This is a genomic window from Streptomyces vietnamensis (assembly GCF_000830005.1).
Lineage (GTDB): Bacteria > Actinomycetota > Actinomycetes > Streptomycetales > Streptomycetaceae > Streptomyces > Streptomyces vietnamensis.
Genome location: NZ_CP010407.1, coordinates 2,690,589 through 2,704,312, shown reverse-complemented (window position 1 = coordinate 2,704,312; position 13,724 = coordinate 2,690,589). Strand labels below are relative to the sequence as shown.

The window sequence follows — 13,724 nt, the reverse complement described above, 5'->3', positions numbered from 1 at the left end:
CGCCATGTCCACGCCCATACTCGGCGCGACGATCCGTCTCCCCCACCCTTGAACGGAGCACGACGTTGCACCCGACCAGACTCACGGCGGCCGTGGCCGCCCTGGCGCTCTCGGCGAGCCTCGCGACCGCACTCGTCGGACCGGCGACCGCGGCGACCCCGCAGGCGCAGCCCGTACCGCCGGGCCACGGCAAGGCGCTCGCCCTCGCCGCCGCCGACAAGGCCGCGAGCAGCGGTCTCGACGAGCTGCGGCACGGCGCCGACGAGGACCTCGTCCGGACGTCCGTCACCCCCTGGACGAACGGCCTGTACTACGCCTCGTACGAGCGCACCTACCGCGGCCTCCCGGTCGTCGGCGGCGACGCGGTCGTCGTCTCCGACAGCTCCGGCAAGGTCCGCGAGGTCACCGGCGCCCCCGCCCCCGCCATCAAGCTCTCCACGAAGGCGAAGGTGACGGCCGAGGCGGCCCTCGCCACCGCCCGGAAGCAGCTGGCCTCGGTGGAGAGCGCGAGCGCCCCGGAGCTGACCGTGCTCCTGAAGGGCGGCAAGGCCGTCCTCACCTGGCACACCCTGGTCATCGGCCGCACCGCGCAGGACGCCCCGAGCTCGCTCGATACCTTCGTCGACGCGCGCACCGGGTCCGTCGCCCGCGCCACCGACAAGATCCTGCACGCCGACGGCCGCGGCTACCACAACGGCAACGTCACCATCGACACCGCCGCCACCTCCATGACCGACCCCAACCGCTCCGGCTTCAAGTGCGGCGGCCAGAACGGCAGCGCCTACACGGGCTCCTCGCCGTGGGGCAACGGCACCGCCAACGATCTGGTGACCGCCTGCGTCGACATCATGTACGCGGCGCAGAAGGAACACTCCATGCTCAAGGAGTGGTTCGGCTACAACGGCCAGAACGGCCAGGGCGGCATGGTCCCGGCCCGCGCGGGCCTCGGCGAGGTCAACGCGTACTACGACGGTACGAAGACCACGTACGGCCACAACCAGAACAGCAGCATGCAGCTCACCGGCATCGACGTCGTGGCGCACGAGTACGGCCACGAGATCTTCGACAAGACGCCGGGCAGCTCGGGCTCGTCCAACGAGAACGGCGGCATGAACGAGTCGACGGGCGACATCTTCGGCGCGCTCACCGAGCACTACGCCAACAACCCGAACGACACCCCGGACTACACGGTCGGCGAGAAGCTGAACTTCCTCGGCGACAACAAGCCGATCCGCTACATGTACAACCCCTCGCTCGCCGACAACGCCCCCAACTGCTACCCCCAGTTGACCTCCAACACCGAGGTGCACGCAGGGGCCGGCCCGCAGAACCACTGGTTCTACCTGCTCGCCGAGGGCTCCAACCCGGGCGGCGGCAAGCCCAGCAGCCCGATATGTTCCGGCGGGCCCTCCTCCGTGACCGGCATCGGCATCCAGAAGGCCGGCAAGATCTTCATGGGCGCCCTGCTCATGAAGACCTCCTCCTGGAACCACCTCGCCGCCCGCAAGGCGACCCTGACCAGCGCCAAGAACACCTACGGCAGCGCCGAGTGCAACGCCGTGAAGGCGGCCTGGAACGCGGTCGGCGTGCCGGCCCAGTCCGGTGAGACCGACTGCGGCGGCACGACGACGCCGGACTTCTCGCTCGCCCTGAACCCGTCCTCGGGCTCGGTGCAGCCGGGTGCCTCCGTCACCTCCACGGTGAACACCTCCACCACCGGCGGCAGCGCGCAGACCGTGCAGCTCTCCGCGAGCGGCGCCCCGAGCGGGGTCACCGTCTCCTTCAGCCCCGCCTCGGTGACCTCGGGCTCCTCGTCCACGATGACCGTCCAGGTCGCCGCGGGCACGGCCAACGGCACGTACCCGATCACCGTCACCGGTACGGGCTCCGCCACCCACACGGTCACCTACCAGCTGTCGGTCGGCACCACGACCCCGCCCACCGGCTGTGACAACACCCAGTACACGTACCAGGGTTCGCTGACGGACGGCGGGGCCGAGGCCCAGCCCGACGGCTCGTACTACTACTCGGCGACCTCCGGCACCCACGTGGGCTGCCTGCGCGGCCCGGCCGGCGCCGACTTCGACCTGTACCTGCAGAAGTGGAACGGGTCGACCTGGGTGGACGTGGCCGTCGGCGGCACGGCGACCGCCGACGAGGACACCAGCTACTACGGCACCGCGGGCTACTACCGGTACGTGGTCCACGCGTACAGCGGCTCCGGCGCGTACACGCTGGGCCTGAGCGCCCCGTAAGGGGCTGAGCACCCCGTAACGGGGGCGGGGTGGGCCGTCGCGGACCGGGGGTTCCGCGAACGGCCTCCCCGGAGGGCCGGGCGGTCGTATGTCCCACGACCGTCCGGCCCTTCCTCCGTGCTCAGCCCACCTCGGCGAGCACGAACCCCGGCTCCTCGGGACCCGCGTCCGCGATCCGCCCGCCGTCCGGGCCCCAGGCGCCGGCCCCGCCCGTGCCGACCCCGTCCTCGTTGGTCCCGAGCACGTTGCCGAGCACCACGTACAGGCCGAAGTCCCGGGCCCGTACCGGATACACCTTCTCGAAGGAGTCGTTGTCGGCGGAGAGCACCGAACTCGCCAGATACGCCGAGCAGTCGTCGGCGGCGGCGCGCTCGGCGAGCTCCGGGAAGCGGTTGTCGTAGCAGGTGGCCAGGGCGAACCGGACCCCGTCGAGCTCGAACCGCCCGTCGCCCGGGCCCGGTGCGAAGACCTCCGCCTCGACCCCGTACAGGTGCTGCTTGTCGTATCGGGCGAGGAGCGAGCCGTCCGGGCCGATCACGAGCGTGGTGATCCCGACGCCCGAACCGCCGTTCCTCACCGGCCCGTTGACGACGGCCGCCGCGCCCGCGGCCCGGCACGCCTCCCGTACGGGTTCGAGGCGGGCGTCGTCCTCGGCGAGGACCAGGTCGGGGGTGTCCCGGATCAGGGAGGGCTCGTACCCGGTCAGGCAGAGCTCGGCGAAGACGACCACACGGGCCCCCTCGGCCCCGGCCGCCCGGACCAGATCGGCGATGGTGCGGACGTTGGCGTCGATGTCCCCGGCGACCGGGGCGAACTGGGTGGCTGCGACGAACATGACCGCCATCCTCTCGCGCGGTCGTGTAAGGGTCAATACAGGGTTGAGTCTGTTAGCTCCTGCGCCGTTTCGCGCAGCACGGCGAGGAAGGCGGTCGCCGCGACCGTGGGGACCGGCGGGGTGGCCGCGCAGATCGGGCGGTACGGGACGTCCTCCGGGTGGATCGTGACGAGCACGACGTCCGGGCGCACCGAGGCCGCCGCGAGCGCCGGTACGAGCGTGACGCCGAGACCCGCCGCGACCGCGCCGAACTTGGCGATCCAGTCGTGGACGAGCAGCGCGGTGCGCGGCCGGAAGCCCGACGCGACGGCCGGGCGGAACAGGGTGTCCTCCAGGCGCTCGCTGCTGACGATCCATTCCTCGTCGGCGAGCTCCGCGAGCCGCATGGCCCGCCGTCCCGCGTGTGGATGCCCCCGACCCAGGGCCACCAGCATCGGCTCGTCCAGGAGGTGGTGCAGCGTCACGCCCGGCGGCGGGGGAGCGTCCCGGGGCGGGCTGACCACCGCGAGGTCCTCCTCCCCGGCGGCCATCAGGCGCAGGTGCTTCGCGGAGGGCCCCTCCGTCCGGCTGACCGCCACCCTCGGATGCCGCTCCCGGAACACGGCCTGCGCGCGTGGCACCAGGGCCGCCGTGGCGCTGGAGAAGGAGCCGAGGCGCAGCAGTCCGCCGTCCAGGGAGCGCAGTGCCTCCAACTCCGCCCGGGCGGCGGCCAGCCGGTCCCGGACCGCCTCCGCGTGCGGGACGAGGACCCGGCCGGCCTCGCTCAGCCGCACCCCGCGCGGCAGCCGCTCGAAGAGCTCGGCGCCGACCTCGTCCTCCAGGGACTGGATCTGCCGCGAGACCGCGGACTGCGTGTAGCCCAGGAGCCGGGCGGCGGCGGTGAAGGAGCCCGCGCGGGCGACGGCGAGGAACACCTCGTACAAGCCATGAGAAGTGGGCATGGCAGGCATGCTAGACATTCGCTTGTCGCATGTCGGAGTCGGTCCTAGCGTCGACGCCATGGACAACACCCCTCAGAAGATCGCCTTCCTCGGCCTCGGTTCCATGGGCCTGCCCATGGCCCGCCGCCTCCTCGACGCCGGACACCCGCTGACCGTCTGGAACCGTACGGCCGCCAAGGCCGACGCCCTCGTCGCCGACGGCGCCGTCCGCGCCGCGACCCCCGCCGAGGCCGTCCGGGACGCCGACGTCGTCGTCACGATGCTCGCGGACCCGGCCGCCGCCCTCGCCGTCGCGGACGAGATGGTCCCGGCGCTGCGGCCCGGCACCCACTGGGTCGACACCTCCACGGTCGGCCCGGACACCGTCGCCGCCCTCGCCGCCCGGATCCCCGCCGGGGTCACCCTCGTCGACGCGCCCGTCATGGGCAGCGTCGACCGGGCCGCCGCCGGCGAGCTGATGATCCTCGCGGGCGGCGACACCGCGCCCGTCGCCGCCGTCCTCGACCTGCTCGGGACCGTCACGCCCTGCGGGGGTCCCGGCATGGGCGCCGCGCTCAAGCTGGTCCTCATCAACGCCGCCATCGGCGGGGTCGCCCTCGTCGCCGAGGCCCTCACGCTCGCCGGCTCCCTCGGCCTGCCCCGCGAGCTCGCCCTGCGCACCCTCGGCGCGGGCCCCCTCGCGGGTGCCGTCGGCCGGGCCACCGCCACCGGCTCGTACTTCCCGGTCGCCCTCGCCGCGAAGGACGTCGCCCTGGCCACGTCGGCGGCGAAGCTCCCCGTCCTGGAGGCCGTCCACGCCTTCCTGACGGAGGACCCGGCCCTCCTCGCCGAGGACGTGGCGGCGATCGTCCGCTAGCGGGTGCCGTCCCCGCCGAGCAGCCGCAGGAAGTCCCGGAAGGCGCCCGGCATGTCCACCGCCGACGGGTCCAGGAGCCACTGGTACTGGAGGCCGTCCATCACCGCCGTGAGCAGCGGCGCCGCCCGCTCCGGGGTGAGGCCACCGGGCAGCCGCTCGCCGAACTCCGCGCGCAGGATGTCCGCCATGTTGACCCGCACCTGCGCGTACCGCTCGGTGAAGAACTCGCGCGCCGGATGCCCGTCGGTGACGCTCTCGCCGAGCAGCGCGGAGAAGGTCTGCACGATCCCCGGCCGCATCGCGTTGTACTCGACGAGCGATTCCAGGAGGTCGAGCCGCCAGCCCTCCCGGTCCCGGCCCCCGCTGGTGTCCCAGCGGTCCCGCTCCTCCAGGACCCCGACGAGCAGCGCCTCCTTCGTCGGGAAGTAGTGCAGCAGTCCCTGCTGGGTCAGCCCGACGCGCTCGGCGACGGCGCCGAGGGTGGCGCCCCGGTAGCCGCGTTCGGCGATCACTTCGAGGGCGGCGCGCAGGATGTCCGTGCGCCGCTCCTCACTTCTGGCCCGCACCATCGCCGTGGCCCCCTTCCGCAGGTTCGTCCGACAGGACCGTACCCCCTCCCGACGACAGCGAAGTAACAGAATGATTACGTCACCTACCGATCTACAGGTAGGTGGGTGCACGATGAGCGCATCGGGGTCATTCGTTACGTCAACGAGGAGGTACGGCCATGGCGGAGACCAGCGCGGACGCGGTCAGGAACACGGTCGTCGAGGCGGCGCTCGGCAAGCTCGACCTGGACGCCAAGACCAGGCTGCTCGCGGGCCAGGACATGTGGTCCCTGCCCGCCCTGCCGGAGATCGGCCTGAAGTCCCTGGTCATGTCCGACGGGCCCATCGGCGTCCGCGGCGTCCGCTGGACCGCCGACGACCCGTCCGTGGCGCTCCCGTCCCCGACCGCCCTCGCCGCCGCCTGGGACCCCGAGCTCGCCCGCCGGGCCGGCCGCCTCCTCGCCCAGGAGGCCCGCCGCAAGGGCGTCCACGTCGTCCTCGCGCCCACGGTCAACCTGCACCGCACCCCGCTCGGCGGCCGCCACTTCGAGGCCTACAGCGAGGACCCGTACCTCACCGGCGCCGTCGCCACCGGCTACGTCCAGGGCGTCCAGGACGGCGGCGTCGGCACCACCGTCAAGCACTTCGTCGCCAACGACGCCGAGACCGACCGCTTCACCGTCGACAACCGGATCGCCCCGCGCCCGCTCCGCGAGCTCTACCTCGCCCCCTTCGAGGCCATCGTCAAGAACGCCCACCCCTGGGGCATCATGACCGCCTACAACCAGGTCAACGGCGTGACGATGACCGAGCACCACCAGCTCGTCAACGAGGTCCTGCGCGGCGAGTGGGGCTTCGACGGCTACAACGTCTCCGACTGGATGGCCGCCCGCGACACCACCGCCGACATCACGGGCGGCCTCGACGTCGCCATGCCCGGCCCCGACACCGTCTACGGCCCGGCCCTCGCCGCCGCCGTCCGCGCCGGCGAGGTCGAGGAGTCCGCCGTCGACACCGCCGTACGCAACGTGCTGCGGCTCGCCGCCCGCGTCGGCGCCCTCGAAGGCGCCCCGCCGGTCGTCACCGAACACCCCGCCGCCATCGACGGCGACGCCCTCGCCCGCGAGATCGCCCGCCGCGGCTTCGTCCTCGTACGGAACGAGAACGGCGCCCTGCCCCTGAAGCCCGGCACCGTCGCCCTCTCCGGCGCCGCCGCCCGCGACGCCCGCGTCCTCGGCGGAGGCTCCGCCCAGGTCTTCCCCGACCACGTCGTCTCCCCGCTCGACGGCCTCGCCGCCGCCCTCCCCGAGGGCGCGCTGAGCTACGCGATCGGCGCCGACCCCAGCGAGGAACTCGCCCCCGCCGACCAGGGCTTCACCCTCCGCGCCCGCTGCCGCGACGCCGCCGGGCACGTCCTCGGCGAGGGCTCCCTGCCCAACGGCCAGGTCCAGTGGATCGGCGACGACCTCCCCGAGGGCGTCACCCACGAGGCCCTCGCCTCCATCGAGGTCGTCGGCACCTTCACCCCGCGCGAGTCCGGCGAGCACGCCTTCGGCACCCGCGGCCTCGGCGCCTTCACCCTCACCGTCGCCGGGCAGACCGTCTACGAGGGCACCCAGGTCCTGGGCCCCGAGACCGACCCCTTCGAGGCCTTCTTCGGCTCCCCGGTCGAGCGCGGCAAGGTCGCGCTCACCGCCGGCGAGACCGTCGAGGTGTCCCTGCTCCACACCCTGGACAAGGAGTTCGCGGCCCCGCTCCCGGCCGTCATGTTCTCCTTCGTCCACCTCGCTCCCCGCCGTGACCCCGACGAACTGATCGCCGAGGCCGTCGAGGCCGCCCGCGCCGCCGACACCGCCGTCGTGGTCGTCGCCACCACCGAACGCGTCGAGTCCGAGGGATTCGACCGCAAGGACCTCGCCCTCCCCGGCCGCCAGGACGACCTCGTACGGGCCGTCGCCGCCGTCAACCCGAACACCGTCGTCGTCGTCAACGCCGGCTCCCCGGTCGAGCTGCCCTGGCGCGAGGACGTCGCCGCGGTCCTGCTCAGCTGGTTCCCCGGCCAGGAGGGCGGCGCCGCCCTCGCCGACGTCCTCACCGGCGCCGAGGAGCCCGGAGGCCGCCTCCCCACCACCTGGCCCGTCGCCCTCGCCGACGCCCCCGTCACCGAGGTCACCCCGACGGACGGCGAACTGCACTACAGCGAGGGAGTCTTCATCGGCTACCGCGCCTGGGACAGGTCCGGCGCCGTCCCCGCGTACCCCTTCGGCCACGGCCTCGGCTACACGACCTGGTCGTACGACTCCCTGGACGCCACCCCGGACACGGTCACCGTCCGGATCACCAACACCGGTGCGCGCCCCGGCCGCGAGACCGTCCAGATCTACCTGGCGCCCGTGGCGGACGGCGTCGAGCGCCCCGCCCGCTGGCTCGCCGCCTTCGCGGGCGTCGAGGCCGCGCCCGGCGAGACCGTCGAGACCGAGATCGCGCTGCCCCGCCGCGCCTTCGAGATCTGGGACGAGGAGAAGCACGACTGGACCCTCGTCGGCGGCGCGTACGAGGTCATCGCCGCCCACTCCCTGACGGACGGCCGCCTGACCGCCACCCTGGAGGTCTGACCAGGGCCCATGACCGGCCCCGGGGCGGAACCTGACAACCGCCCCGGGGCCCCTCACTCCTTCGTGATCCGCCGGTACGCCAGCTCCGCGAGCCGCGCCTGCCCGTCCCTGCTCGGATGGAACCAGTCCCAGGGGCTCAACTGACCGCCGTCGAAGCGGAACCCGAAGACCGCCCCGCCGTCGTACCGGCAGCGCGCGTCCTTCGCGCAGACCTCCTCCAGGACCTCGTTGTACGCCACCACCCGGTCCCGCACCGAAGCCCGCCGCCGCTCGGCCGCCGGACCCAGGTCCTCCGCGTCCGCCAGCATCGCGCCGCAGATCCCCAGCTTCCACACCTGGAGCCCCATCGGGCTCACCCGCCCCGTGGACCACAGGTGCTTCAGGTCCGGCACGCTCGCCACGTACACCTGCGCCTTCGGCGCGCCCGCCCGCAGCCGGGCGAGGGCCGCCTCGAAGGAGGCACGGAAATCGGCCACCGGGGTCATCAGGTCAGGGGTGGCCCGGCAGGCGTCGTTCGCCCCCATCATCACCGTCACCAGCTCCGGCTTCCGGGCGGCCGCCCCGGCCATCTGCTCCGGGAGCTCCGCCATCCGCGCGCCCGTCCGGGCCAGGTTCCAGCTGCGGGTGGCCACCTTCGCCGGGCCGAGCAGCCGCAGCGCCAGACTGTTGACGGCGGTGTCCGTCCCGGTCGCCCACGACACCTCGGGGCAGTCCGACAGGACCGAGCAGGCGTCGAAGGCGCGGGTCACGGAGTCGCCGACGGCCGCGACGGAAGCGGGGGAGACGTCCCACGAGGGCGCCGGTCTCGGCGTGGCCCGCTTGCCGGGAGGGGCCGCTTCCGGGGCCCCGGCCGTACAGCCGGAGAGCATCCCGCCGCACAGCAGCGCGGCCGTCGCGGCGGCGACAGCGGTACGGAATCGGCGTCGGCCGCGCATCCCCGGCCCCTCCTTCGGCGTCCTGGCGGGTGAAAGCTTGGTGTCCACCGGCCCCCGGACCGACCGTACGCCACACCGATGACGGTGCGGCACGGTAGCTTTTCCCCCGTCGAACCAGAGGCGCCATCGCCGACCGGCTCCGGTAAATTACATCACGTCACATGCTGTCCCCATTTTGAGGGTTTGCGGTGTTCTGCTCCTGATGCTGTTTACTGAGGCCGCTGGGCAAGGCGAACCTCGTCCCACACTGGAGGTCCCGGTGACGACACGTGGAGTCCTGTACGTACACTCCGCACCGCGCGCGCTGTGCCCGCACGTCGAATGGGCGGTCGCGGGCGTCCTCGGTGCGAGGGTCCAGCTCGACTGGATCCGCCAGCCGGCGTCCCCCGGCACCTGGAGAGCCGAGTTCTCCTGGCAGGGCCAGACCGGCACCGCCTCCAAACTCGCCTCCGCGCTCCGCGGCTGGCAGATGCTCCGCTTCGAGGTCACCGCGGAGCCCTGCCCCACCGCCGAGGGCGAGCGCTACAGCGCCACCCCCGACCTGGGCATCTTCCACGCCGTCACCGGCATGCACGGGGACATCCTGATCCCCGAGGACCGGCTGCGGGCCGCCCTCGCGCGCTCCGCGCAGGGCGAGACCCAGCTGGAGGCGGAGATCGCCAAGCTGCTCGGAAAGCCCTGGGACGACGAACTGGAACCCTTCCGCTACGCGGGCGAGGGCGCCCCCGTCCGCTGGCTGCACCAGGTCGTCTGACACGCGAAGGCCCACCCCCGGACCGGGGGTGGGCCTTCGCGTCGGCCGGGAACCGGACCGTGCGGAACGGCTGTGCCGGACTCCGTCCGGCGGGTACGGCGGAGGCCCGCCCCTGTGTCGGGAGCGGGCCTCACCGTTCGAGCGGGCGTCAGACCGTGCGGAACGCCAGGACCACGTTGTGGCCGCCGAAGCCGAACGAGTTGGCCTCTCCCTCGTGCGCCCCTCGCACCGCTTCGCGGGCTTCGGGGCGCTGTGCCGGACTCCGTCCGGCAGGTACGGCGGAGGCCCGCCCCTGTGTCGGGAGCGGGCCTCACCGTTCGAGCGGGCGTCAGACCGTGCGGAACGCCAGGACCACGTTGTGGCCGCCGAAGCCGAACGAGTTGTTGATCGCGGCGATCGTGCCCTGCGGGAGCTCGCGGGGCTCGTCGCGGACGATGTCCGCCTCGACCTCAGGGTCGAGGTCGTCGACGTTGATCGTCGGCGGGGCCAGGCGGTTGTGGAGGGCCAGGACCGTCGCGACGGTCTCGATGCCGCCCGCGCCACCCAGGAGGTGACCGGTCATCGACTTCGTCGCGGAGATCGCGACGTGGTCCAGGTCGTCGCCCAGGACCTTCCGCAGCGCCTTGATCTCGGCGACGTCGCCCTGCGGCGTCGACGTGGCGTGCGCGTTGAGGTGGACGACCTCGGACGGCTTGAGGTCCGTCGAGTCGAGCAGGTTCTGCATCGCGGCGGCGATGCCCCGGCCGGTCGGCTCGGGCTGCGCGATGTGGTGGCTGTCGGCCGACAGGCCCTGGCCGAGCACCTCGCAGTAGATGCGGGCGCCGCGCGCCTTCGCGTGCTCCTCGGACTCCAGGATCACGACACCGGCGCCCTCGCCGAGCACGAAGCCGTCGCGGCCGGTGTCGTAGGGACGCGAGGCCTTCGTCGGCTCGTCGTTGTTCTTGGACATCGCCATCATGTTGGCGAAGGCGGCGATCGGCAGCGGGTGGATCGCGGCCTCGGTACCGCCGGCGACGACCACGTCGGCACGGCCGGTACGGATCATCTCGACGGCGTAGCCGATCGCCTCGGCACCCGACGCGCACGCGGAGACGGGGGTGTGGACGCCCGCCCGGGCGTTCACCTCCAGGCCCACGTTCGCGGAGGGGCTGTTGGGCATGAGCATGGGCACGGTGTGCGGGGAGACGCGGCGTACGCCCTTCTCCTTCAGCACGTCGTACTGGTCGAGCAGCGTGGTGACACCGCCGATGCCGGAGGCGATGACGGAGCCGAGCCGCTCGGGCACGATCTTCTCGTCCTCACCGGCCGGGGCGGTGTAGCCCGCGTCGGCCCAGGCCTCGCGGGCGGCGATCAGCGCGAACTGCGCCGAGCGGTCCAGCTTGCGGGCGAGCGGGCGGGGCAGCACGTCGCCGGGGTCGACCGCGGCGAGGGCCGCGATCTGGACGGGCAGTTCGGCGAAGCGCTCGCCCTCCAGGGGCTTGACGCCGGAGCGCCCCGCGAGAAGACCTTCCCAGGTCGACGCGGAGTCGCCACCCAGCGGTGTGGTTGCGCCGATACCGGTGACGACCACGGTGCGATTGGTCGAGCTCACAGGAATTCGTTCTCCATGTGTGTGATGGTCGGAATACGGCGCCACCGCGGGGTGGCGAACCGAGTCAGCGGGGACCGAATCAGTCCTGGTGCTTCAGGATGTAGTCGGCGGCGTCGCCCACGGTCTTGAGGTTCTTGACGTCCTCGTCGGGGATCTTGACGTCGAAGCGCTCTTCGGCGGCCACGACGACCTCGACCATGGACAGCGAGTCGACGTCCAGGTCGTCGGTGAAGGACTTGTCCAGCTGGACGTCCTCGACCGGGATGCCCGCGATCTCGTTGACGATCTCGGCGAGGCCCTTGAGGATCTCGTCCTGGGTGTCAGCCATAGTGGTGCTCCTTCTTGCGGTTACTTCGGTAAGAGAGGCTTCCGGAAGATCCGGTGTGCCTAGGGGAGGGTAACGACCGTCGCGGCGAAGACGAGACCCGCCCCGAAGCCGATGATGAGCGCCGTGTCGCCGCTCTTGGCCTTCCCGGTCGCCAGGAGCCGCTCCATCGCGAGCGGGATCGAGGCGGCCGAGGTGTTGCCGGTGGTCTCCACGTCACGGGCGACCGTGACGTGCTCCGGCAGCTTCAGAGTCTTCACCATCGAGTCGATGATCCGCATGTTCGCCTGGTGCGGGATGAAGACGTCCAGGTCGTCCGCCGAGATGCCGGCGGCGTCCAGCGCCTGCTGGGCGACCTTCGCCATCTCGAAGACGGCCCAGCGGAAGACCGCCTGGCCCTCCTGCGTGATGGCGGGGAACTTGATCTCGCCGGCCTCGTTCACCGGCAGCTTCGAGACGTCGCCGACCTGGAACTCGTTCCACGGCACGGTCTGCTTGATCGTCTCGGACTTGTCGCCCTCGGAACCCCAGACGGTGGGGCCGATGTGCGGCTCGTCGGAGGGGCCGACGACCACGGCGCCGGCGCCGTCGCCGAACAGGAAGGCCGTCGCGCGGTCCTCCAGATCCGTCAGGTCGCTGAGCCGCTCCACGCCGATGACGAGGACGTACTCCGCGGAACCCTCGACGATCATGCCCTTGGCGAGCGTCAGGCCGTAGCCGAAGCCCGCGCAGCCGGCGGAGATGTCGAACGCGGCCGGCTTCCCGGCGCCGATCTTGTCGGCGATCTCGGTGGCGACGGCCGGGGTCTGCTTGAAGTGCGAGACCGTGGAGACGATCACGGCACCGATCTGCTCGGGGTTGATCCCGGCGTCGGCGATGGCCTTGCCCGAGGCCTCCACCGACATGGCGGCGACCGTCTCCTCCGGGGAGGCCCAGTGGCGGGTGGCGATGCCGGAGCGCGAGCGGATCCACTCGTCGGACGAGTCGATCTTCTCGAGGATCACCTCGTTCGGCACGACCCGGGTGGGGCGGTAGCCGCCGACACCGAGGATCCGCGCGTACGGGGCGCCCTTGCTGGGCTTGATCTTCGACATGTTTCTCGACTCTCCTTGTCAGACGGCCGCGTGCTCGGCGATGAGCGTACGGGCCGCGTCGAGGTCGTCGGGAGTCTTGAGGGCGACCGTGGCCACCCCCGGCAGGGCACGCTTGGCGATGCCGGTCAGGGTGCCGCCGGGGCACACCTCGATCAGCGCGGTCGCACCGAGCTCCTGGAAGGTCTCCATGCACAGGTCCCAGCGGACCGGGTTCGCGACCTGGCCGACCAGACGGGCCACGACCTCGGCGCCGTCGGTGACGACCTGCCCGTCCTTGTTGGAGACGTAGCGGGTGGTCGGGGCGGCCGGGGAGAGCTCCTTCGCCGCCTCCTCCAGCTTCGCCACGGCCGGGGCCATGTGGTGCGTGTGGAACGCGCCGGCGACCTTGAGCGCCACGACCCGGCGGACGCCCTCGGGCTTGTCCGCCTCCAGGGCGGCCAGCTGCTCCAGGGTGCCGGCGGCCACGATCTGGCCGGCGCCGTTCACGTTGGCCGGGGTCAGGCCGAGCTTCTCCAGGTGCGGGACGGTGACCTCGGGGTCGCCGCCGAGCAGCGCCGACATGCCCGTCGCGGTGATCGCGGCGGCCTCGGCCATCGCGAGACCACGGGTACGGACGAGGCGCAGCGCGGCCTCGGAGTCGAGGACGCCCGCGAACGCGGCGGCGGTGAACTCGCCGACGCTGTGACCGGCGACGACGCCGGGGGCAACGTCACCCAGCGCGGCCGCGGACAGCAGGCCGGCGGCGACGAGGAGGGGCTGTGCCACGGCGGTGTCGCGGATCTCGTCCGCGTCCGCCTTCGTGCCGTAGCGGACGAGGTCGAGCCCGATCGCGTCGGACCAGGCCGCGAGGCGGTCGGCGGCGCCGGGGAGTTCGAGCCAGGGGGTCAGGAAGCCGGGCGTCTGGGCGCCTTGGCCGGGAGCGACGAGTACGAGCACCCTCACACCTTCTCTTGGGGACGGCTTCGAGCGCCCGTG

At 72.5% G+C, this 13,724-nt stretch carries 12 protein-coding genes; 4 read left to right on the top strand and 8 right to left on the bottom strand.

Annotation, left to right across the window (positions count from 1 at the left end; translation table 11 throughout):
• The first annotated feature begins 65 nt into the window (after positions 1-65).
• The gene (locus SVTN_RS12045) at positions 66-2,255 is read left to right on the top strand and encodes a M4 family metallopeptidase (protein WP_245727517.1); all 2,190 of its coding nucleotides are present in this window, start codon (positions 66-68) and stop codon (positions 2,253-2,255) included.
• 121 nt (positions 2,256-2,376) lie between these two features.
• Here SVTN_RS12045 and SVTN_RS12040 read toward each other — a convergent pair whose 3' ends face one another.
• Complete coding sequence (locus SVTN_RS12040) at positions 2,377-3,090, bottom strand: carbon-nitrogen hydrolase family protein (protein ID WP_041133816.1); 714 nt, start codon at positions 3,088-3,090, stop codon at positions 2,377-2,379.
• Positions 3,091-3,122: 32 nt separating this feature from the next.
• Positions 3,123-4,031 (bottom strand): LysR family transcriptional regulator, encoded by a 909-nt coding sequence (locus SVTN_RS12035; protein ID WP_041129089.1) that lies wholly within the window; start codon positions 4,029-4,031, stop codon positions 3,123-3,125.
• Positions 4,032-4,089: 58 nt separating this feature from the next.
• Here SVTN_RS12035 and SVTN_RS12030 point away from each other — a divergent pair, with 58 nt between their 5' ends.
• A complete protein-coding gene (locus SVTN_RS12030) occupies positions 4,090-4,887 on the top strand; it encodes an NAD(P)-dependent oxidoreductase (RefSeq protein WP_041129088.1) in 798 nt (265 codons plus the stop codon).
• On the opposite strand, the gene SVTN_RS12025 is transcribed toward SVTN_RS12030, so the two are convergent.
• Positions 4,884-5,456, bottom strand: coding sequence for a TetR/AcrR family transcriptional regulator (locus tag SVTN_RS12025; protein ID WP_041129087.1), 573 nt, complete (start codon positions 5,454-5,456; stop codon positions 4,884-4,886). The two genes, SVTN_RS12030 and SVTN_RS12025, sit on opposite strands and share 4 nt — an antisense overlap.
• 158 nt (positions 5,457-5,614) lie before the next feature.
• On the opposite strand from SVTN_RS12025, the gene SVTN_RS12020 reads away from it, so the two are divergent.
• Positions 5,615-8,050 carry a beta-glucosidase family protein gene (locus SVTN_RS12020; RefSeq protein ID WP_041129086.1) on the top strand — a complete coding sequence of 812 codons (2,436 nt, stop codon included), beginning with the start codon at positions 5,615-5,617 and terminating at the stop codon, positions 8,048-8,050.
• A 53-nt stretch (positions 8,051-8,103) separates the two neighbouring features.
• Here the strand turns inward: SVTN_RS12020 and SVTN_RS12015 are convergent, their stop codons facing one another.
• A complete protein-coding gene (locus SVTN_RS12015; protein WP_041129085.1) occupies positions 8,104-8,985 on the bottom strand; it encodes an SGNH/GDSL hydrolase family protein in 882 nt (293 codons plus the stop codon).
• Positions 8,986-9,244: 259 nt separating this feature from the next.
• Between SVTN_RS12015 and SVTN_RS12010 the strand changes: the two genes are divergently transcribed.
• The gene (locus tag SVTN_RS12010) at positions 9,245-9,739 is read left to right on the top strand and encodes a DUF3145 domain-containing protein (protein ID WP_041129084.1); all 495 of its coding nucleotides are present in this window, start codon (positions 9,245-9,247) and stop codon (positions 9,737-9,739) included.
• Positions 9,740-10,067: 328 nt separating this feature from the next.
• Here the strand turns inward: SVTN_RS12010 and fabF are convergent, their stop codons facing one another.
• The 4 genes from fabF to SVTN_RS11990 all read right to left on the bottom strand — a co-directional run bounded on the left by fabF (position 10,068) and on the right by SVTN_RS11990 (position 13,685).
• Positions 10,068-11,330 carry a beta-ketoacyl-ACP synthase II gene (gene fabF / locus SVTN_RS12005; RefSeq protein ID WP_041129083.1) on the bottom strand — a complete coding sequence of 421 codons (1,263 nt, stop codon included), beginning with the start codon at positions 11,328-11,330 and terminating at the stop codon, positions 10,068-10,070.
• A gap of 79 nt (positions 11,331-11,409) precedes the next feature.
• The gene (locus SVTN_RS12000; protein ID WP_041129082.1) at positions 11,410-11,658 is read right to left on the bottom strand and encodes an acyl carrier protein; all 249 of its coding nucleotides are present in this window, start codon (positions 11,656-11,658) and stop codon (positions 11,410-11,412) included.
• A gap of 59 nt (positions 11,659-11,717) precedes the next feature.
• Entirely contained in the window at positions 11,718-12,749 is a 1,032-nt protein-coding gene (locus SVTN_RS11995) for a ketoacyl-ACP synthase III (RefSeq protein ID WP_041129081.1), read from the bottom strand.
• 18 nt (positions 12,750-12,767) lie between these two features.
• Positions 12,768-13,685 (bottom strand): ACP S-malonyltransferase, encoded by a 918-nt coding sequence (locus SVTN_RS11990; RefSeq protein WP_041129080.1) that lies wholly within the window; start codon positions 13,683-13,685, stop codon positions 12,768-12,770.
• Positions 13,686-13,724: the final 39 nt, after the last annotated feature.